This window comes from Arenibacter troitsensis (assembly GCF_900177645.1).
Classification (GTDB): domain Bacteria; phylum Bacteroidota; class Bacteroidia; order Flavobacteriales; family Flavobacteriaceae; genus Arenibacter; species Arenibacter troitsensis.
In genome coordinates, this window is sequence record NZ_FXAO01000015.1 from 18304 (window position 1) to 38680 (window position 20377).

Annotated in this window: 20 protein-coding genes; 10 read left to right on the forward strand and 10 right to left on the reverse strand. The window is 38.6% G+C overall.

Features of this window, described 5'->3' with window-relative positions:
- The first annotated feature begins 138 nt into the window (after nt 1–138).
- The 4 genes from B9Y87_RS21070 (at nt 139) to B9Y87_RS21085 (ending at nt 5588) form a co-directional block, all read left to right on the forward strand.
- Nucleotides 139–1938 carry a DEAD/DEAH box helicase gene (locus B9Y87_RS21070; RefSeq protein ID WP_085500925.1) on the forward strand — a complete coding sequence of 600 codons (1800 nt, stop codon included), beginning with the start codon at nt 139–141 and terminating at the stop codon, nt 1936–1938.
- Nucleotides 1939–2014: 76 nt separating this feature from the next.
- A complete protein-coding gene (locus B9Y87_RS21075) occupies nt 2015–2794 on the forward strand; it encodes a carboxypeptidase-like regulatory domain-containing protein (RefSeq protein WP_085500926.1) in 780 nt (259 codons plus the stop codon).
- 142 nt (nt 2795–2936) lie between these two features.
- Nucleotides 2937–4631, forward strand: a complete 1695-nt coding sequence (locus tag B9Y87_RS21080) for an alpha-amylase family glycosyl hydrolase (RefSeq protein WP_085500963.1) — start codon at nt 2937–2939, stop codon at nt 4629–4631.
- A 141-nt stretch (nt 4632–4772) separates the two neighbouring features.
- On the forward strand, nt 4773–5588 hold the full coding sequence (locus B9Y87_RS21085) for a metallophosphoesterase (protein ID WP_085500927.1): 816 nt from the start codon (nt 4773–4775) through the stop codon (nt 5586–5588).
- A 3-nt stretch (nt 5589–5591) separates the two neighbouring features.
- On the opposite strand, the gene B9Y87_RS21090 is transcribed toward B9Y87_RS21085, so the two are convergent.
- The 3 genes from B9Y87_RS21090 to B9Y87_RS21100 are packed head-to-tail and all read right to left on the reverse strand — an operon-like array spanning nt 5592 to nt 7208.
- The gene (locus B9Y87_RS21090; RefSeq protein WP_085500928.1) at nt 5592–5969 is read right to left on the reverse strand and encodes a VOC family protein; all 378 of its coding nucleotides are present in this window, start codon (nt 5967–5969) and stop codon (nt 5592–5594) included.
- A 7-nt stretch (nt 5970–5976) separates the two neighbouring features.
- Entirely contained in the window at nt 5977–6504 is a 528-nt protein-coding gene (locus B9Y87_RS21095; RefSeq protein WP_085500929.1) for an SRPBCC family protein, read from the reverse strand.
- 47 nt (nt 6505–6551) lie between these two features.
- Nucleotides 6552–7208, reverse strand: coding sequence for a TrmH family RNA methyltransferase (locus B9Y87_RS21100; RefSeq protein WP_085500930.1), 657 nt, complete (start codon nt 7206–7208; stop codon nt 6552–6554).
- Nucleotides 7209–7270: 62 nt separating this feature from the next.
- Here B9Y87_RS21100 and B9Y87_RS21105 point away from each other — a divergent pair, with 62 nt between their 5' ends.
- From B9Y87_RS21105 to purB, 3 genes are all read left to right on the forward strand, one after another.
- Complete coding sequence (locus B9Y87_RS21105; RefSeq protein ID WP_085500931.1) at nt 7271–7963, forward strand: SIR2 family NAD-dependent protein deacylase; 693 nt, start codon at nt 7271–7273, stop codon at nt 7961–7963.
- A gap of 192 nt (nt 7964–8155) precedes the next feature.
- Nucleotides 8156–8650, forward strand: coding sequence for an adenylosuccinate lyase (locus tag B9Y87_RS21110; protein ID WP_317045146.1), 495 nt, complete (start codon nt 8156–8158; stop codon nt 8648–8650).
- A 105-nt stretch (nt 8651–8755) separates the two neighbouring features.
- Complete coding sequence (gene purB / locus B9Y87_RS21115) at nt 8756–10099, forward strand: adenylosuccinate lyase (RefSeq protein WP_085500933.1); 1344 nt, start codon at nt 8756–8758, stop codon at nt 10097–10099.
- A 114-nt stretch (nt 10100–10213) separates the two neighbouring features.
- Here purB and B9Y87_RS21120 read toward each other — a convergent pair whose 3' ends face one another.
- Nucleotides 10214–11029: a mechanosensitive ion channel family protein gene (locus tag B9Y87_RS21120; protein ID WP_085500934.1), complete on the reverse strand. Its 816-nt coding sequence runs from the start codon at nt 11027–11029 to the stop codon at nt 10214–10216.
- A gap of 233 nt (nt 11030–11262) precedes the next feature.
- Between B9Y87_RS21120 and B9Y87_RS21125 the strand changes: the two genes are divergently transcribed.
- The gene (locus tag B9Y87_RS21125) at nt 11263–11871 is read left to right on the forward strand and encodes a hypothetical protein (RefSeq protein WP_245808770.1); all 609 of its coding nucleotides are present in this window, start codon (nt 11263–11265) and stop codon (nt 11869–11871) included.
- Here B9Y87_RS21125 and B9Y87_RS21130 read toward each other — a convergent pair.
- The 5 genes from B9Y87_RS21130 to B9Y87_RS21150 form a co-directional block, all read right to left on the reverse strand.
- Nucleotides 11868–13409, reverse strand: a complete 1542-nt coding sequence (locus tag B9Y87_RS21130; protein ID WP_085500935.1) for a GH3 family acyl-acid amido synthetase — start codon at nt 13407–13409, stop codon at nt 11868–11870. The genes B9Y87_RS21125 and B9Y87_RS21130 overlap by 4 nt on opposite strands.
- 364 nt (nt 13410–13773) lie before the next feature.
- On the reverse strand, nt 13774–14319 hold the full coding sequence (locus B9Y87_RS21135; protein WP_085500936.1) for a DUF4252 domain-containing protein: 546 nt from the start codon (nt 14317–14319) through the stop codon (nt 13774–13776).
- 69 nt (nt 14320–14388) lie between these two features.
- On the reverse strand, nt 14389–14934 hold the full coding sequence (locus B9Y87_RS21140) for a DUF4252 domain-containing protein (protein WP_085500965.1): 546 nt from the start codon (nt 14932–14934) through the stop codon (nt 14389–14391).
- Between the two features lie 10 nt (nt 14935–14944).
- The gene (locus B9Y87_RS21145; protein WP_085500937.1) at nt 14945–15367 is read right to left on the reverse strand and encodes a hypothetical protein; all 423 of its coding nucleotides are present in this window, start codon (nt 15365–15367) and stop codon (nt 14945–14947) included.
- Nucleotides 15354–15863 (reverse strand): RNA polymerase sigma factor, encoded by a 510-nt coding sequence (locus B9Y87_RS21150; RefSeq protein WP_085500938.1) that lies wholly within the window; start codon nt 15861–15863, stop codon nt 15354–15356. Before B9Y87_RS21150 ends, B9Y87_RS21145 begins: the two co-directional genes overlap by 14 nt.
- A gap of 241 nt (nt 15864–16104) precedes the next feature.
- Here B9Y87_RS21150 and B9Y87_RS21155 point away from each other — a divergent pair, with 241 nt between their 5' ends.
- Entirely contained in the window at nt 16105–17598 is a 1494-nt protein-coding gene (locus B9Y87_RS21155; protein ID WP_085500966.1) for a S41 family peptidase, read from the forward strand.
- An 81-nt stretch (nt 17599–17679) separates the two neighbouring features.
- Complete coding sequence (locus B9Y87_RS21160; RefSeq protein WP_085500939.1) at nt 17680–19152, forward strand: S41 family peptidase; 1473 nt, start codon at nt 17680–17682, stop codon at nt 19150–19152.
- Nucleotides 19153–19314: 162 nt separating this feature from the next.
- Here B9Y87_RS21160 and B9Y87_RS21165 read toward each other — a convergent pair whose 3' ends face one another.
- Nucleotides 19315–20370, reverse strand: coding sequence for a YncE family protein (locus tag B9Y87_RS21165; protein ID WP_085500940.1), 1056 nt, complete (start codon nt 20368–20370; stop codon nt 19315–19317).
- Between the last annotated feature and the right edge of the window lie 7 nt (nt 20371–20377).

Sequence of the window (20377 nt, forward strand, 5' to 3'; positions counted from 1 at the left end):
TTTAATTAAAAAATAAGCAGTACCTTTGCCGCTTCAATTAACGCCGCTGGTATAGCATGTGTTGCCCTGAGTCTAAATAGGTTATAAAGAATAATCGCTCTATGCAACATACATATTTGCGATTATTTAATACATATTATGACAAAATTTGAAGCATTGGGGCTTAAACAGTCCCTGTTGAATGCTATTTCTGATTTGGGATTTGAATCACCTTCGGAAGTACAAGAAAAAGCAATTCCAATCTTATTGGAAAGCGAAACCGATTTAGTTGCCTTGGCACAAACAGGCACAGGAAAGACCGCCGCATTCGGTTTCCCACTAATTCAAAAAATAGATAGCGACAGTAGAACCACACAAGGTTTAATACTATCCCCTACCAGGGAGCTTTGCCTACAGATCACCAATGAACTTACTTTATATTCCAAGTATGAAAAAGGGCTTAATGTTGTTGCAATCTATGGTGGTGCCAGTATTACCGATCAGGCCAGACAAATAAAAAGGGGTGCCCAAATTGTGGTAGCTACCCCAGGTAGAATGAAAGACATGATTGGCCGTGGCTTGGTGGATATCTCCAAAATTGATTACTGTGTTCTGGATGAAGCAGATGAAATGCTGAATATGGGTTTTATGGAAGATATCAAAGATATTCTTTCCAATACGCCTAAAGAAAAGTCCACTTGGCTGTTTTCAGCAACCATGCCCAAAGAGGTAGCGGTAATAGCTAAAAAATTCATGCACAGTCCGCAAGAAATTACGGTAGGAACAAAAAATTCGGGTGCCACTACGGTACAACACGAATACTACGTAGTTGGTGGTCGTGATCGTTATCCAGCCCTAAAAAGACTTGCCGATACCAACCCTGATATATTCTCCGTTATTTTCTGTAGAACAAAAAGGGATACCCAAAAGGTAGCTGAAAAGTTAATAGAGGATGGTTACAACGCAGGAGCATTACATGGGGACTTAAGTCAGAACCAAAGGGATTTGGTAATGAATTCCTTCCGTAAGAAACAAATACAAATGTTGGTCGCTACGGATGTGGCTGCCCGTGGTATTGATGTTGACGATATTACCCATGTTATCAATTATCAATTACCAGATGAAATAGAGACCTATACCCACCGAAGTGGACGTACAGGAAGAGCTGGTAAATCCGGAATTTCCATGGTCATTGTAACCAGAAGTGAACTTAGGAAGATCAAGGCCATAGAAAATAAAATTCAACAGGATTTCATTTCCAAAAAAATTCCTACGGGAATGGAAATATGCGAAATACAACTTTACCATTTGGCCAATAAAATTAAAGACACTAAGGTTAATGAAGAAGTAGACAATTACTTGCCCGCCATAAATGATGTACTTCAAGGTATTGACCGTGAGGAACTTATCAAAAAAATAGTTTCTGTAGAGTTTACCCGTTTCTTTAATTACTATAACAAAACCAAAGATCTAAACACCTCCGATTCCGGCGATCGTTCAGAAAGAGGAAGATCTAGGGATGGGGATAGCCGTATCCCAGCTGACGGAAACGTTAGATATTTCATCAATGTTGGTGAAAAGGACGGCTATGACTGGATGTCCTTAAAAGATTTCATCAGGGACACGGTTAATCTAGGCAAGGACGATATTTTCAAAGTTGATGTAAAAGATAGTTTTTCTTTCTTCAATACGGATGCAGCAGCTACCGAAGCCATTTTAAAGACCTTCACGGAATTTAAGGTCGATGGTAGATTTGTCAATGTTGAAGTCTCTAAAAATCCTGGTGGAGGCGGAGGAGGAGGCCGTGGAAGACGTGATAGAAGCAGAAGTGGCGGAGGTCGTGATTCTAGGGAAAATGATCGCAACAAAGGAAGAAGAAGGGACAGAAGCGCATCCAAAGGAAGCCCTTCCAGTAGTTCAGGAAAAAGAAGATCTAAAAGAAAAAGTGATTTCTTTTAGTTAATTGTATATTAAAAAAATACGCTTCGGCGTATTTTTTTAGTTAGTTTACCATTTATAACATCCAATTTATTTAATGAAAAATTATTTCTTGCCCCTATTCCTCATATTTGTTTCTTTTGGATATTCCCAGGACGAGAAAAATGAACAGGAGGTAAAACAATTAAAAGCGGTGGTTCTAAACGCCCAAACCGACCAGCCAATGGAAAGTGTCCATGTCGTGAATCTTAACGAGGTGGTGGGTACAATTACCAATGAAAAAGGAGAGTTCAATATTCCTGCGAAGGTCAATGACACCCTTTATATTACTTTTTTAGGTTTTAAATCACAAAAAGTGCGGGTTACCAATGATATGTTCAAATTTAAAGAAACAAAAATTTCACTTACGGAATTGGCATATGCGTTGGAAGAGGTAATCGTTAGACCCTACTCTCTTACGGGCTACTTGGAAATAGACGTCAAGAATTTGCCTTTGAACAATGCTTTTCAATATAGTATTTCTGGTTTGTCCGTAGGTTATGAAGCCGGGAGCAAGAACCCAAGTGCCGTTACCAAAGTATTGGGCGCCATACTTAACCCAGCAGATTTGTTGAGAAATTTATTCGGAAAAAAGCCCAACCAAATGCGGAAACTGCGTCAAATGAAGGAAGACGATCAAATTAGGGATCTTTTGGCCTCAAAATTTGACCGGGAAACATTGACGGAGCTACTTCAATTGGAAAAGGTAGACATAGAGGACATCCTTAACAACTGCAATTATTCCAAATCTTTTATAACTACGGCCAATGACTTGCAGATCTTGGATGCCATTAGTAGCTGTTACGAAGAATACAAGGTTCTTAACAGGAAAAAATAAGCTGGTCCATATTACCCCCAAAAGTGGTGCTCCTCCAACCCTATTAAATCAATATTTTATATTGGCTGACCTAATGGGTTTGGCTTAAAATAAATTTTCTTTTACCGACATCATTTTATAGCTTTAGACAAAATAGATGGTTATGAAAAAGGGACTTCTTTTTGCCGTGCTTTTAATGTTTTTTTTATCCTGTAAAGAAAATAAGAATGAAGTAGTAAAAGAAGCCCGACCAACTGCTGAATTACCGCACAAAAAGGAATTGAACCAACCCTTTTTATGGGATGCCGCCAACATTTATTTTCTACTTACCGATCGTTTTAACAACGGCGACACCTTGAATGATATTAGTCTAAACAGAACCAAGGAAACAGCTTTATTAAGAGGTTTTATGGGAGGTGACATCCCTGGTATTACCCAAAAAATAAATGATGGTTATTTTACCGACTTGGGTATTAATGCCATTTGGTTTAGCCCTATAGTAGAGCAGATCCATGACAATGTAGACGAAGGAACGGGAAGTACATACGGATATCACGGATATTGGACCAAGGATTGGACAGCATTAGACCCCAATTTTGGAACAAGAAAGGAATTGGAAGTACTCGTTAGGACCGCACATAAGAATGGTATCAGAATATTGATGGATATTGTGCTTAACCACACAGGTCCGGTGACAGAAATAGATCCTATATGGCCAAAAGAATGGGTGCGTTCGGAACCGGTGTGTGACTTCACCGATTATAAATCCACAACCAGCTGCACTTTAGTAGAAAACCTACCCGATATTATTACGGAATTGGATACTGCGGTAGAACTTCCGGATGCCCTGATGGCAAAATGGAAGGAAGAAGGGCGTTTAAGCAACGAATTGGACGAATTGCAAGTTTTTTTTGATCGTACCAATTATCCCAGGGCACCTCGCTTTTACATCATAAAATGGCTAACGGATTATGTAAACGATTTGGGAATTGATGGTTTTAGGGTAGATACTGCAAAGCATGTGGATGAAAGAACATGGCAGGAATTATACAATGAGGCCAACTATGCCTTTAATGTATGGAAAAGAAAACATCCAGAAGAGGTGTTGGACGACAATCCCTTTTTTATGGTCGGGGAGGTATATGGTTATGGAATATCCAGTGGCCGTGAATATGATTTTGGCGACAAAAAGGTGGATTATTTTGGGAATGGGTTTCAAAGTCTGATCAATTTTGAATTAAAGGATGATGCCAATATGGATTACGAAACCATATTTAGCAAATACAACAACCTACTGTTCAATGAATTAAAAGGTAAAAGTGTGGTTAACTATCTCACCTCCCACGATGACAACACCCCCTTTGACAGGGAAAGAAAAAAACCGTATCGGGCGGCCAATGTATTGTTACTTACCCCCGGTGCCTCCCAAATTTATTATGGGGACGAATCTGTCCGCAGCTTGAACATGGAAGGCGCCAAAGGTGATGCAACCCTTAGATCCTTTATGAACTGGGGAGAATTGGACAGTATTGGGAATAACAAAACCATACTGTCCTATTGGCAAAAGCTGGGCACCTTTAGAGGCCATCATCCGGCCATAGGCGCGGGCAAGCATCAGCAACTATCCAAGAATCCTTATGTGTTTGGCAGAACTTACGTTGATGGCGAATTTAAGGATAAGGTGGCAGTTGGACTGGATCTCCCAATAGGCAAAAAATTCCTGTGGGTGAAGGGCTTTTTCGGTGATGGCACCAAACTTTATGATACATTTTCAAAAACCTTTGTCACGGTAGAAAATGGTAAAGTTTATCTGGAAAATGACTTTGACGTAGCACTATTGGAATTAGCAAGAAATTAATGGTCCACATACCCCAAACATTATTTCTCTGACCTATTTAAGCATCTTTTTTAACTTTTTTACAATACTATTTCTAAATATGTTTCTTAATTTCGTGCACTTCCTAGGCTAATACTAAAAAAAGATTCCAACAAATATTGAATGAAATTGAATAGAAAACAATTTATGCTAAAATTGGTTCTGGGATCTATTGGTTTTGTTGTACTTGATTCTTTCTGGTTGGAAACCTATTTTGTGGAGTGGACGGAGCACGACATTTCTGAATCGGAATCCAACAAAATTAAAGTCGTCCACCTTACCGACCTGCATTTGCAGAGTATAAAATCTGTTCATAAATCTATTGCTGAGCGAATTAACAAGGAGTGGCCAGACGTCATCCTAATTACAGGAGATTCTGTAGAACGGAACAAAAATCTACCGGTTTTAGCGGATTTTTTAAACCTAATTGACAACAAAATCCCAAAAATTGCCATTTTAGGCAATAAGGAATCATCTGGTAGAATTGATTTGCAAAAATTAAAGGACATTTATGAGAACCATAATGGTATTTTGCTAATCAACGAAGCTTATCTATTCAGAACCAAAAACCGTGAAATTAGCATTATCGGCTTGGACGACTTGGTCCATGGACATCCTGATTTTGAAAAGTGCATAGAAGATATCGATAAATCGTTACCAACAATCGTTCTTAATCATTGTCCTGCCTATAGAGAGCAAATAGACCTTGTAAGCATAGAACAAGAAATTAAACCAAAACTTATTCTTTCGGGCCACACCCATGGGGGGCAGATTACGTTTTTTGGAGAGCCCTTCTTTACACCCTTCGGAAGTGGGGACTACGTTAAAGGTTGGTACAACAACGAAATTTCTAAAATGTACGTATCAAAAGGAATTGGGACAACAAGGTTGCCCATACGGTTTGGAGCCAGGGCAGAGGCAAGTATTTTCTACATCTAGTTGCTAATTTTGCGAATGTAGCGCTATCCTATTGCCTTCAGTATCCTTTACCAAAGCCATAAACCCATGACCTTCACCTATTTCTTTCTTAGACTGCAAAATTGCACCTCCAGCACCCCCTACTCTATTCAATTCAATGGACAAATCTTTACATGAAAAATACAATACTGGGCCTTTGGTGTCACTTGGAATGTACAAATCATGCTTTACTAATGATCCCATAGCTCCAGATTTGCCAGGTGCAGACGGAAACCAGCCCATTATTAACCCGTCCAGTTCATGGACAGAGATAGTAATATTAAACACCGTCTCATAAAACTTTTTGGCGCGCTCCATGTTCGTTACTGGAATTTCGAACCAGCCTACCATATTACTTTCCACGACCGAGTTATTTTTCCATTATGGATTTTAAATCCCGAAGACCCTCTTCAAAATCCTTACCTACAGCTTTATCCATGTTCATAAACAGCATCATAATGGACATTGGGAACTTGTTCTCTCCCTTAAATCCCCATGTAACCTTGGTTTTTCCATTTCCCAAATCTTCCAAATCGATATAACTGCCTGAAGTAGACCTGAAAGGTTTCATGAATCGAAGCTCCCCTTCAACTCTTTTGCCGTCTATTATTTTTGTGATTTCCTGCTCACCTTCACCTACCTCCTTATTGCCGTTCCAATAACTTATAGCCCCTACCTCTCCATCAATGCCTGTAAATTTCTTTTCCATATTGGGATCTTTTTTGGCCCATGGAGACCACTCTTGCTGCTTCTTTAAATATTTAACATTATCAAAGACTTCGGCTTTGGGTTTGGAAATTTCTATAGAACGGGAGACATCATAATTTTTAGGGGCCAATAAAGCCAAAACTACAATCAAGGCTATAATCCCTAAAATAATATAAAGCAAAATTGTCATGAGCTTGTCGATTGATGGTTAGTTGGGTATTAAATATACTAAAAATATCATTTTGTTCCATAATATCTGGCCAAAACATCATTCAAACTCCGCACGGATTTCTTGGTCCAATACAATCTTTTTTCCAGTTTCTCATCTTCGGTCAACCTCCAATTTACATTCTCATTACGTAATTGACTTGTTAGATTTTGCAAAATTATCGCGGCAGAAACGGAAATATTTAAACTTTCAGTAAACCCGACCATTGGAATTTTCAGGAAAGAATCTGCCTTTTCCAATACCTCCTTACTCAACCCATCGCGTTCGGTTCCAAAAAATAGCGCCGTCTTTCCATCAAATTTAAAATTCGTAAGTGAACAATTTTCCCCATGTGGTGTTGTAGCCACAATTTTGTATCCTTTTTGCCTCAGAGTATCAATGCAGTCCGTCGTAGTCTTATATCTGTATAAATCGACCCATTGCTGGGCCCCCATGGCTATGTCCTTGTCCAGGCGCTTGCCAAACTTATTTTCTATAAGGTGGGCCTGCTGCACCCCAAAAACATCGCAGCTTCTTACCACGGCACTGGTGTTGTGCATTTGGTAAACATCCTCTATAGCAACCGTAATATAATTTGTCCGCTCTTCCAGAATATCCAAGAAACGGGCTTTCCGCTCAGGGGTAATAAAACCCTCCAAATAATCAAGTAACTTTTGATCGAACATAATCCTAAGGTATTAAAAAAAGAAAACAATTAATTTTACAAATATTACTATAATCCAGTACAATGAAAAAAATAGTGGTTTTAACAGGGGCAGGAGTTAGTGCAGAAAGTGGAATCAATACCTTCAGGGATGCCAACGGCTTATGGGAAGGCCATGATGTCATGGAAGTGGCCACGCCGCAGGGTTTTCAGAAGAATCCCGAATTAGTGCTCAATTTTTATAACGAGAGAAGAAGACAATTGTTCAAAGTTTCCCCCAATATGGCCCATAGGGCTTTGGTGCGCTTGGAGGAGCATTATGATGTTAGCATCATTACCCAAAATGTAGATGATCTGCATGAACGTGCTGGCAGTTCCAAAGTAATTCATTTACATGGAGAGTTATTAAAGGCAAGGTGTAGTCATAATCCGAGTAAAATAATTGACTGGAAAACCGACATTAAAATAGGCGACCTTTCGGAGAATTGTAATCAATTGCGCCCCCATATTGTATGGTTTGGAGAAGAAGTACCCTTATTGGAAAAAGCAGCCAACATTACGCAAAAAGCCCATATTTTAGTTATTATTGGCACCTCTATGCAAGTCTATCCAGCAGCTAGTTTAATACATTATGCCTCCAAGGATACCCCTATTTATTTTATAGACCCAAAACCCAACATAAATCAAACCGAATTCAACAGACTTACCATTATACAAGCCAGTGCCGTAAATGGAGTGCCCCCATTAGTTTCGGAGTTAATTGCAGGAAAGTCCTAAATTTGGCTTTCCTTAAATATATAATCTTAGAATATTTGACTCATTTTGGCGGGTATTTTAAGTGATTTTTTATATTCATTACTTGGTATAATAACGGGTCTATAAAATTAATATTTACATATAATTGTGACTTACTTAGAACTCTATAACGCCCTTCGCAACGTTGACCATTCCAGAACCAAAAGATTGGCAATGTCCAACCTTGTACTAAAAGATCCATCTTTAATGGCTCCTCTTATGGAAATTGCCTTTAAGGTAGATGACCCTGTTTCCTGTAAAGCCTGTTGGATATTGGAATTCACTGCCAAAAAAAAATTGGCCTCCATTCTTCCGAACATGGATATTTTTGCAGGTAATATCGGTTCTGTACATTTGGATCCTGCGGTAAGGCCCATAGCAAAAATATGTGAGGTTTTAATGAAAGCCTACTTTCAATCGAAGGACCAACAAACCTGTGAAACACTGAATGAAAATCACTTGGAAAAAGTTACCTCCGCCTGTTTTGATTGGCTCATAGGTGACCATAAAGTGGCCGCCAAAGCGTATTCCATGACCAGCCTTTTGTTATTGGGCAGCAAGTTCGAATGGATCCATCCAGAATTGCAGATGATACTGGAAAAGAACTATCTAAATGGGAGTGCAGCATATAAGGCCAGGGCAAGGATGACCTTGGCAAAACTAAGATAAGCATGGACCTTTGAACAAATAACAGAACAATCTTTCGCTTCACTTTTAAACTCTTCAACTTATAGCTATCTTTGCGCTTTTCCAAAATCAATCAAATAGCACAAAATGTCATTAAACAAATTAAACGCCATATCCCCCATTGATGGCAGATACAGAAATAAAATTAGTTCCCTGGCCTCCTATTTTTCGGAAGAGGCGCTTATAAAATATAGAGTGCGCATAGAAATTGAATATTTTATAGCACTTTGTGAAATTCCACTTCCTCAACTTTCAAATTTTGATAATTCAAAATTTACTGATCTAAGAAAAATCTATATCGATTTTGACTCTGAGGATGCCAATGCCATTAAAGAAATTGAAAAGGTTACCAACCATGATGTTAAGGCTGTAGAGTACTTTATAAAGAAGGAATTCGACAAATTGGGTCTGGAGTCCCATAAGGAGTTTATCCATTTTGGACTTACCTCCCAAGATATAAACAATACCGCGATTCCGCTTTCCATTAAAGAGGCCATGAACGAGGTTTACGTACCCCAATATTTGGAGGTGCTGAACAAGCTTACGGCTTTAGTGAAGGAATGGGAAGCTGTACCCATGTTGGCAAGAACGCATGGACAGCCTGCGTCCCCAACCCGATTAGGAAAAGAGATCGAGGTATTTACGGTTCGATTGGAAGAGCAATTTAACCTGCTAAACGATATTCCCAGTGCTGCCAAATTTGGTGGAGCCACAGGAAACTTTAACGCCCACAAGGTGGCCTACCCACAAATTGATTGGAGGGGGTTTGGACAACAATTTGTCCAGGAGAAGCTTGGTCTACACCACTCCTTCCCAACTACACAGATAGAACATTACGACCATATGGCTGCCTTGTTCGATTGCCTCAAGAGGATCAATACCATAATCATAGATCTGGACAGGGATTTTTGGACCTATGTATCCATGGATTATTTTAAACAGAAAATAAAGGCAGGAGAAGTAGGATCTTCCGCTATGCCGCATAAAGTAAACCCTATCGATTTTGAAAACTCCGAAGGTAATTTAGGTATAGCCAATGCCATTTTCGAGCATTTATCGGCCAAACTTCCAATTTCCAGGTTGCAGAGGGATTTAACAGATAGTACCGTGCTTAGAAATGTTGGTGTGCCTTTTGGCCATACACTTATAGCCTTTCAATCTACTCTAAAGGGGTTGAACAAACTATTGTTGAATAAAGAGAAGTTTGAGCAAGATTTGGAAAACAATTGGGCAGTAGTAGCTGAAGCGATCCAAACTATTTTAAGACGTGAGGCTTACCCCAATCCTTATGAAGCGTTGAAGGGACTAACACGGACCAATGAGAAGATTACACAACAGTCCATATCCAGTTTTATAGATACCTTGGAAACAACGGAAGATATAAAATCTGAATTGAAACAAATTACCCCTAGTAATTATACGGGTATTTAAAAAACCCCAGAGTTAACACTCCTTAGAATAACTGTGCTAGAATAAAAAGCAACCTAGAGCATAGTAATGACGCTCTAGATTGCTTTTTTTTATGGACCTTGCATACCCGTAAACCTATTCTTTCTTGTGTATTTCTACCTGATGTGGATACGGTATTTCAATACCTGCCTTATCCAGTGCCAATTTGCAATTTTCAAGAGTTGCAAAATACACTGACCAATAATCTTCTGGTGCACAAAAAGGCCTTACGGCAAAATTAACGGAACTATCCGCCAATTCCGACACATTTACAGATGGTGCAGGGTCTTTTAATACCTGGGGATTGGCTTCCAATACTTCCAATAGCACTTTCTTGGCTTTCTTTATGTCTTCACCATACCCAATTCCGATGGTGGTATCTACCCTCATCTTACCTTCAGCGGTATAATTTATAATATTGCCATTGGCCATTGCCCCATTTGGTACGATGGCAAGCTTATTTTGGGGTGTTATAAGCTTGGTGGTGAAAATTTCAATTTCCTTTACGCTACCCAACACTCCTTGTGCCTCTATTAAATCCCCAATTTTATAGGGCTTGAATATCATAATCAAAACCCCACCGGCAAAGTTGGACAATGAGCCCTGCAGTGCCAGGCCCACAGCCAAACCAGCTGCAGCGATGACAGCCGCGAAGGTCGTAATATTTATCCCCAACTGCCCAATGACCAATAAGATCAAAAATATTTTAAGGATCCAGGATACCAAACTCAGCAAAAAACGTTGTAAGGATTCATCGTATTTACTGTTATACATAACCTTTTTTGTACCTCCAATAATCCTTTTAATCACCCATAATCCGACAATAAAAATTAATAACGCCGTGAGTACCTTTGGGCCGAACTCCTTTGCCAATTCCACCCCGTAATTAAGCCATTCTTCTGCTTTTTCCATGATAATAGATAGTTATAGTTAATGATTATAATTTATCTAATATATGATTTGTTTTAAAAATGGCTTAATTACAGCCGCAGATTAGATCTTGAATTGGGTTTCATATTTCCAACATCCCTTCCCATAATAAATACAAAAAGATGTTATACCACTTAAAAAGTATAACTTTTAATTTATCTTAAAATATTAGCTCTTGGAATACTATTTGTAAATAAATATTCATATACTATACTATGAATTTATTGAATAAGAAAACGATAATATACATTTTGGCTATTACTACCACATTTTTTATGAACGCACAACACAAAATTCCAAAATCCATTGAGCTTGAAGCCTTAAAAGCGCTCTCTTTTTATCCCGAATTGCGGGATTGTAGTATTGAATTTAGATTTAAAAAGAATATCAAGAAATCCACGATGCAGGCCAGACCAACTTTCCAAAGTTTCTTTAAGAAACGGAGCAATAGGAACTATGTAATTTTGATTAGTGAAACCTTTAAGATTGCAGATAAGCAATATACGACCAAGGATATTCCTTCCGATATTCTGATAGGTTGGATAGGTCATGAATTAGGACACATCATGGATTATCAAAAGAGGAGTAAGACCAATTTAATCTCCTTTGGCTTCAAATATCTTTTTTCGGAACGTTTTATAGTAGAGGCCGAACGAACCGCCGACACTTATGCCGTAGCCCAAGGCATGGAAGAATATATTCTTGCAACCAAAAACTTTATTCTTAACCATGCGGACATTGCAACATCCTATAAAAATAGAATCAAAAAATATTACCTATCGCCAGAAGAAATCATGGTATTGGTTGAAGAGCGCAGTCGTTAATTGCCATTGGATGCAGTAGTTTGGACAAACTTCTCCCATTCTGAAAATTTATCCTCGTTCATGACCCTTTCCATTTTTACCTGACCCCCCTTCTTTTTGTTCTTACCATTCCAGTCATAAAACACTTCGGTACCCACCACCTTTACTTTTACCCCTTTCAAAGATTTAGCTCGCGCCACCTTATAGTTTTTATTAGCTTCTTTCAAAAACTTGTCAAGCGAATTGGATAGGGAGTCCATATCGGGATTTTTCATATGGGAACCCAGATACCAACAGTGATAAAACTCCCCATCTTCACAACGCTTGGCGCAAATGGTATATTCCGGTATCTTGGTATGGAATGTATCTTCCAGGAATCGCATAGCATCGTCCATTTTGTTTACGGATAATTGGGAACCCACTGTATTCAGAAAAAATTTTGTACGCCCTGTGATCTCAATCTCCGCTTTCTCCAAATCGGTAAACTTTATAGTATCCCCAATCATATATCGCCAAGCACCACTAACCGTGCTAATCACCAAGACATAGTCCTTATCCAATTCCACTTCATTCAGGGTTAAGGCAGGGGCATTTTGGACCAATGAACCATCTTCTTGAATATATTCTGGTTTAAAGGGAACAAACTCAAAAAAAATACCATTGTCCGTAATTAATTGCATAGCCATGGTTCCAGGCCTGGTCTGGCATGCAATAAAGCCTTCTGAAGCTAAATACGTGTCTATAATGGTTATTGGATGCCCCATTAGGGCGTTGAAACTTTTTTCATAAGGCCCGAATGCAACTCCACCCGAAGTGTACACCATTAGATTTGGCCAAATTTCATGGATGTCTTTTAGATTATGATGATCAATAACTTTTTGAAGCATTAGTTCTATCCACGACGGGATACCGCTCAAAGCCCCAATATCCCAATCTTTGGCCTTTTCAGCAATAAGGGCAACTCTTTTGTCCCAATCATCAATTTTTGCAATTTCTTCCCCGGGCTTATAATAACTTCTAAACCAAAAAGGAATATTTCCAGCACTAATACCACTTATCTCCCCCTCTTTATGATCATTTTTTTCCTCCAAATCGGTGGAACTTCCCAACATCATTATTTCTTTTTCAAAAAAATCTGCTGGCAAATCAAAATTACTCAAAGCAAAAACCTGCTTTAGCCCGGCGTCCCTAATCGCCTCAATCATTTCGTCCGTTACCGGGATGCGCTTACTGGTGTTGCCTGTTGTACCCGAACTCAGGGCAAAATATGAGGGGCGGCCAGGCCAAGTAATATTATTATGACCATTATGTAGTTTGGACCACCATTCTTCATTTATTTTATCATAATTAAAATATGGTACTTTTTCGGAAAATACCTTGGAGGGGTTTTCAGAATTCAAAATACTTTCAAATTTGTAATGTTGGCCAAAATCGGTATCCTTGGCAGTAGTTAAAAGGTATTGCAGGACCTCTTGTTGTTCTTTCCAGTGATCCTTTTCCGTACTGAAAGTTTCCTTCAAATGTATTGCGCCCTTTATAAGGCTTCCTAAAATGGCCATAGCGGATACTTTTTTAATAAGTGCAAATTATAAATTAAGTTGGGGTTCAATCTTTCCCTATTTGGAAGAAGATTAAAAACCAAATATCCCTTATTAAAAAATATTTCTTTATTTCTAAAAGGAAAATGTTTGACCCATTTCCAATCAATACTTATTGGCTATCCATGATACCCTTCCTTGATACATATCATTTTCTAGTGGCTCCATGGATTTTAACAATAACAAACCTTCGGTATTAGCAGACCATAATTCCGAAAACTACATTTCAATGGATAAATTTTAGCTTTCATGGAAAGGAATACATACAAAAAAGCCTGTATCAAGTATTTTGATACAGGCTTTTTTGTTTTAGATGGACTTCTGCCTAACCTTTCAAAAAATTTCCAATTTCACCAAGCCCTTCTCCTTTATAATCCGATTTTTCAATGGCCTTCATGAACTGGATCAATTTGGCAGGGTTCATGTTTTTACCCAAAACCCGGACCAGCATAAAGCCCTTATCCTCACTATCACCATAGATGATTACCTCATCAATGGCATCATCATCCCCCAAATATCTAACGGAAGCTTTGCCAAAATTGGTGTTCATTTTCATTAGCTCCGTAAATTTGCCATTTTTTAGGATGGCGTTAATATTCGCCTTTTCTTTTTGAAACTCCAAAAGGTTATCTTCGGTTATTTTAAACGCCAGAATATTTAATTTTTTTAATGAATTAAGTGCCTCTCTTTGGTCCTCGGTTAAATCGGCCTTCTCCATATTCAATAAACTTACCGGCAGATCTACCGATAAGAAATTTGGATTATCCGCATTGTCCACATAATATTCCTGTAAACTTTGTGTTGATGAACATGCAGAAATTGCAAAGATCAACAACATTACCCAGACCAATTTCCCAATTCTTGTTTTCATTTCCTTTCTAATTAAGTTTTGACCAGACAGAGCAACGGCCTTTTTAATGGCCACTGCCCTAGCCCACGATTACTTGTTTTTGCCCGCCTTATTCAACTCGGAAGGTAAATTCATCTTTTGAGTTAATGATCCGATCTTGTTTAAATCGATATCACCGGTCAGTGATAGCAATACCGTTTCAAATTTCCTGTCATTGATTTCCACGTTCCCATTTTTAATACCGGTAACAAACATGAGCAATTCACTTACGTGATCTTCATCCTTCCCACTCTTGATATAAAACTTTACGTTGGCATCCTTATCCTTGACCCTCATAAGTTCCTGCAATGAGGAGGATTTTAAATACTTCTCCATGGTAACCTGCATGTCCGAGGAAATCTTTTTATCCTCGGTAATGAATACCTTTAAATTTTTTAGGTTTTGGGCTATATCCATAAAATCCTGTGCCTCTTTGTCATCTACCTCAACGTTTATCTTGCTCAACAATTTAAACATACTTTCATTGACGACCACAGCACTCACATTGTCCAAATCTTCAAATTTATCGAACATGGATTGTGAAAACCCGATAAAAGGCAATACCGCTACTAATACTATTATGATTTTCTTCTTCATCTTTTTTAATTTAATTTTTGTTGTAAATTTTTTGTTTTGTTTCTTCAAACTCCCTTAAATAAGCTACTTTCTCGGTTCCCTTACCAAGATTGGACGCCAAAAGGCTTAATGCCTTTTTCGTTTCCTGATAAGCGTATTCCGCTTCTCTCTGCTCTTGATAACTTCTTCCAAAATATATACCAAAAATCAAAACGCTTACAGCTGCAACGGAAATCCACTTTATATAGCTTCTTTTTCTGGGTTTTAGTGGAACCTTTTTGGTAAACTTCTCATCTTTGGCCATGGAAAAATACTGAAACATTGGGGCATATTCCTTGAGGTGCAACGGTACGTCTTCTTTTGCAAAATATTCCCTCAAGATTTCTTCTTCGGCAACCGTAGCAGTTGCTTCAAAATACTTTTCCAATAATTTTTCTATATTATCCAATTCCATAATTGTGTTTTTGAACTAATTTTTCCCTCACTGTTTTTCGTGCCCTTGATAAAGTGACCCTAACCGCTGTAGCACTCATATCCAAAAGCTCCGCTATTTCCTCAAATTCATACTGTTCTACATCCCTAAGCTGTATGACCATTTTCTGTTGTTCTGGTAATTCCTCCATAATTCTTTCTATCCAACTTAGACTATCACTAACCTCTAACTGATTTTGTAGTGAAACATTTTCATCCTTGTAATTGCTATGTACCAATTTTAAGTTTCCTGCCTGTTTGGATTTAAGTCGGTCCAAGCAAAAATTCTTTGTCATCATCATGGCATATGCCTCCACATTACTATAGCCTTCCATCATACTGTTCTTGGACCATAACTTCAATAGTATTTCTTGTGTGGCATCCTCAGCTTCCTCTTTAGAGACCAATAATCGTTTGGCCAACCTATAAAGTTTATCCTTAAATGGCAAAACCACATTTAAAAACTCGGTTTGTTGCATTTTGGTTCAGTTGTTTTATAATCCCGAATAACAGGCTTACAATTTCAAGACGACTTACATCGAATTTTGTTACAATTAGTTTTCAATTCATTACAATGTAAGTAAATTAGCGCAACGGAAACCAAATTGAGAGTATTACCGTATATAATTAAAATCGTTCCCCAAAACTGCTTCATACTTTTTAATGGAATGATATTTGTAGGCCACACCCCATGATGTTATGGCAATTATTTTTGAAATTATGAAAAAGTATTTATTAGCTTTCTTAGGATTGAGTTTGCTCCTCACCAATTGTAGTAAGAATGATGATCCCGTGGTTACTGAGGAATTGGAAGAAATTATTCCTACCCCGGAAGAAGAAATAGATGTAACAGTCCAAAACTTTATGTGGCAGACCATGAACACCTATTATTTTTGGCAAAGTGATGTAGCTGATTTGGCCGATACACGATTTGCTTCCTATGACGATTACGTGTCATTTTTGGAAGACGAGGAAAACCCGGGAACATTTTTTGACGAAAAATTACTTTACTCGGAAGACCGCTTTAGTTTTTATTCGGATGATTATAAGGAATTGACGCAATCTTTCTCAGGAATATCCAAGAGTAATGGTTTGGAATTTGGCTTAAGCTTATTTGCCAATAGCAATGATGTTTATGGTTATGTACGCTACATTGTACCCAATTCCAATGCCTCTACCAAAGATATAGCCAGAGGGGATATTTTTACAGGTGTTAATGGCACTACCCTTAACCTAGACAACTATATAGACCTATTATTTGGTGATAACGATACCTACACCTTAAATATGGCGGAAATCTCCAATAATGTTATTACCGATACAGACAGGGCAGTTTCTCTAACAAAGGAAGCCAACTTAACCGAAAATCCGATCTTTATCAATAAGGTATTGGAGACTGGAGGAAAAAAAATTGGCTATTTAATGTACAATGGCTTTACCAACGAATATGACGAACAGTTGAATAATGTCTTTGGCGAGTTTAAGTCGAGCGGAGTTACAGACCTAATATTGGACCTAAGGTACAATCCAGGTGGATCTGTTAATTCGGCCAGACTATTGTCCAGTATGATATATGGCACTTATACCAATAGTATATTCCTTAAGGCCAGGTATAACCAAAAGCTACAATCAGAGTTTAAGGAGACCGACCTTATTGAATACTTTGCGGACGCAACGGACAACAATACGCCTATAAACACGTTAGGCCTAAACAAGGTGTATATCATTGCTACCCGGAGCAGTGCATCGGCAAGTGAATTGGTTATGAATGGTTTGGACCCTTACATAAATGTAATCCATATTGGAACCACAACGACTGGAAAGAATGAATTTTCGGTTACCTTTGTTGACGATTTTGACAATGGCAATGTCTATGATCCTGATAGGGAGGATAACATCAACCCTGATAACCATTGGGCCATTCAACCATTGATAGGACGAAATGAAAATGCCAATGGCTTTTCGGATTATACGGACGGATTTACACCTGATATTTTATTAAGTGAGGATCTATCCAATTTAGGGGTATTGGGCAATTTGGATGAGCCCTTGTTGGCCAAAGCCATTTCCGAAATTACCGGTGTTACCGCAAAAATGGATTTTACGGTAGATATGCCGGTGGAATTGATTAGTAGTTCCAAAATGTTCACAAAGACCAAGGACAATATGTTTATGGATATCAAAAAACCCTTAAACCTGATAAAAAAACAGTAGCCAGTGCCATGTATAAGATGCGGCTTAAAAACATAGGCTAGTATGTATAGTGCGCCACACGTTTAATAATACAATTACATTATGAAAAAAATCCTAGGCCTACTTTTAATTACCATAATTCTTTCATGTTCGGACAAGGATGATGACGCATTCGTCTATCCAAAGGAGTCAACTGTGCAGAATTTTATGTGGCAAGGCCTAAATCTTTGGTATTTTTGGCAGGCAGACGCACCAAATTTAGGGGACGACCGGTTCGCTACCAATGATGACTATGTGGACTATCTTGAATCTTATACCGATCCAGAGGAGTTCTTCTATCAAACCTGTTACAACCACTCTAATGTAGTTGGCAGCAGTTCCGCTATTGATCGCTTCAGTTTTGTGGAGGATGATTACGAAACCCTTGTAAATTCCTTAAGTGGTGTGACCAAAAGCAATGGACTGGAATTTGGATTGGCGCGTAATGAGGGCAGTACGGATCTTTTTGGATATGTACGGTATATAATCCCAAATTCCAATGCCTCTACCAAAGATATAGCCAGAGGGGATATTTTTACTAGAGTAAACGGGGTTCAACTTACAGACTCCAATTATATAAGCCTACTTTTTGGAAATTCGGATACCTACACCCTTGGTATGGCAGATATATCCGGCACTGTGGTCACCGACAATGACAAAGAAGTAACCTTGACCAAATCTGCAGGATTGCAAGAAGACCCTATCTTGGTAGCGAAGACCGTAGAGGTCAACGGAACCAAAATTGCCTACCTAATGTACAACGGTTTTACCAGTAGTTATAATGAACAACTAAATACGGTCTTTGGACAGTTTAAATCTGCCGGGGCAACGGAATTGGTGCTAGATCTTAGGTACAACCCCGGAGGTTCGGTAAACAGTTCAAGATTATTGGCCAGTATGGTTTACGGCACCAATACCAGTGAATTATATGTAAGACAGCGATGGAACGACAAAATACAATCCATGTTGAATAAAGAGCAATTGGAAGACTATTTTGCAAATAAAACCGACTCTGGAACAGCATTGAACAGCCTAAACCTGAGCAAAGTATATATTCTGGCAACAGGAAGTTCCGCATCGGCCAGTGAATTGGTCATGAACGGACTGGCACCCTATGTAAATGTTTTTCACATTGGCGAAACTACTAGGGGCAAAAATGAGTTTTCCGTTACCATGGTAGATGATATAGACAATGATTATATCTACAGGTCCGACAGGGAAAATAAGATAAACCCTAGTAATAGATGGGCAATGCAACCGCTTATGGGAAGAAATGAAAATTCTGAAGGATTTTCGGACTATACCTCAGGCTTGACCCCAGATGTTGCGTTAGCAGAAGATCTGGCGGATCTTGGAATTCTAGGGGATGTTGACGAACCATTATTTGCTAGGGCAATCCAAGAAATTACAGGAGTAACCGCCAAAAGGGACTTTAGTGTAAAAATACCTGTAAATGAAGTTTCCAACTCCAAAATGTTTACGGCTATAAAAGATAATATGTATCTGGATAAACCTGTTGATATTACTTTTCAATAAGCCGTACCCTTATATTAATACCACAAACGAAGTATAAAACAGAAACCCCTCCTTTACTTGGACCTTGCCATGTAAAGGAGGGGTTCCGTTATACATACTTATTGGTCAAATAACCTCTGGGATTTACTTTGCCAACAAAAACCTACTCAATAGGCCAATAACCTAATTAAAGTAAATCCCCCCAGGAATAATCCCCACCGTTATTTCTTCTATAGCCAATTTGGTATTGAGATCATAAACTGTAAGTGTTCCATTACTGGCATAATCACCTGCATCAGTACCGTATAATCTCCCATTGTTTATGACCATGGTATAAAAACTGACACCTTCCAAAACAGTGTCCTTGCTTAGGCTAGTTGCCGACAGACTCTGTTCAAATACCTTATCGCCCATATGATAATATAAAACACCACTATCCAAATTTAAACTACTGGGATGCTCGGTAGACTCAAACTGGATGTTACTATCCACCACATTGGTGCCAGTATTGATCTTGGATAGCACCCCTGCAGTTTCATCCCCCGTATAAGCCGGTTTGCCTGAAGCCAATACCCACAAGTTCCCAGAGGCATCCAATTGCATGGAATTGGGCACATCCCCTACTGTAAGTGTTTTTATTACCTCATTGGAAGCAGTATTGATTACCGAAACTTTATTGTTCTGTCCCCAAGCACCTTGATGGGCCACATAAACCATATTGCCATGGGCTAAAATAGCTTCAGGCCCCAACACCACAGATATAGTGCCTTCCACGATATAACTTTCAAGATTGATAATGGCTACAAAATCATCTGTCTCATCAGCGGTATCACCCCAGTTGGTAACATACCCTTTACCATTAGCTTCAATGAAATACCTTGGATTGTTCAATCCCTCGGTAATGCTCGTAATTTTTTCAAAAGTATATCTATTTACCACATTTATTTTGTTGGAGACATTGGCCACTATAAACGCCTTGTCCTCCGTGAATCCTATCGACTGCACAACATTGCCAAGATCTTCATTGTTGGTCATCTTATAAATTTCGTTGTTCACCACGGACAGATCCTCGGAAATAAAAGTGACCGTTCCTGTTCCATTGCTAAAGGGACCTTCGTTGGAAACCAATAAACCATTTTCATAATCGCCCATAGGCTCCTGAATCTCCTCATCATCATTGGAACATGACCAAGAAAGGCCGATAATCAACAAGGATAAAAATACATTTCTAATCTTCATTTGTTTT

Bases quoted from the DNA above. Each gene is read 5' to 3' on its own strand.
- B9Y87_RS21070 (WP_085500925.1), top strand. From the start codon at position 139: ATGACAAAATTTGAAGCATTGGGGCTTAAACAGTCCCTGTTGAATGCT.
- B9Y87_RS21075 (WP_085500926.1), top strand. From the start codon at position 2,015: ATGAAAAATTATTTCTTGCCCCTATTCCTCATATTTGTTTCTTTTGGA.
- B9Y87_RS21080 (WP_085500963.1), top strand. From the start codon at position 2,937: ATGAAAAAGGGACTTCTTTTTGCCGTGCTTTTAATGTTTTTTTTATCC.
- B9Y87_RS21085 (WP_085500927.1), top strand. From the start codon at position 4,773: ATGAAATTGAATAGAAAACAATTTATGCTAAAATTGGTTCTGGGATCT.
- B9Y87_RS21095 (WP_085500929.1), bottom strand. From the start codon at position 6,504: ATGACAATTTTGCTTTATATTATTTTAGGGATTATAGCCTTGATTGTA.
- B9Y87_RS21100 (WP_085500930.1), bottom strand. From the start codon at position 7,208: ATGTTCGATCAAAAGTTACTTGATTATTTGGAGGGTTTTATTACCCCT.
- B9Y87_RS21105 (WP_085500931.1), top strand. From the start codon at position 7,271: ATGAAAAAAATAGTGGTTTTAACAGGGGCAGGAGTTAGTGCAGAAAGT.
- B9Y87_RS21110 (WP_317045146.1), top strand. From the start codon at position 8,156: ATGTCCAACCTTGTACTAAAAGATCCATCTTTAATGGCTCCTCTTATG.
- purB (WP_085500933.1), top strand. From the start codon at position 8,756: ATGTCATTAAACAAATTAAACGCCATATCCCCCATTGATGGCAGATAC.
- B9Y87_RS21120 (WP_085500934.1), bottom strand. From the start codon at position 11,029: ATGGAAAAAGCAGAAGAATGGCTTAATTACGGGGTGGAATTGGCAAAG.
- B9Y87_RS21125 (WP_245808770.1), top strand. From the start codon at position 11,263: ATGAATTTATTGAATAAGAAAACGATAATATACATTTTGGCTATTACT.
- B9Y87_RS21130 (WP_085500935.1), bottom strand. From the start codon at position 13,409: ATGGCCATTTTAGGAAGCCTTATAAAGGGCGCAATACATTTGAAGGAA.
- B9Y87_RS21135 (WP_085500936.1), bottom strand. From the start codon at position 14,319: ATGAAAACAAGAATTGGGAAATTGGTCTGGGTAATGTTGTTGATCTTT.
- B9Y87_RS21140 (WP_085500965.1), bottom strand. From the start codon at position 14,934: ATGAAGAAGAAAATCATAATAGTATTAGTAGCGGTATTGCCTTTTATC.
- B9Y87_RS21145 (WP_085500937.1), bottom strand. From the start codon at position 15,367: ATGGAATTGGATAATATAGAAAAATTATTGGAAAAGTATTTTGAAGCA.
- B9Y87_RS21150 (WP_085500938.1), bottom strand. From the start codon at position 15,863: ATGCAACAAACCGAGTTTTTAAATGTGGTTTTGCCATTTAAGGATAAA.
- B9Y87_RS21155 (WP_085500966.1), top strand. From the start codon at position 16,105: ATGAAAAAGTATTTATTAGCTTTCTTAGGATTGAGTTTGCTCCTCACC.
- B9Y87_RS21160 (WP_085500939.1), top strand. From the start codon at position 17,680: ATGAAAAAAATCCTAGGCCTACTTTTAATTACCATAATTCTTTCATGT.
- B9Y87_RS21165 (WP_085500940.1), bottom strand. From the start codon at position 20,370: ATGAAGATTAGAAATGTATTTTTATCCTTGTTGATTATCGGCCTTTCT.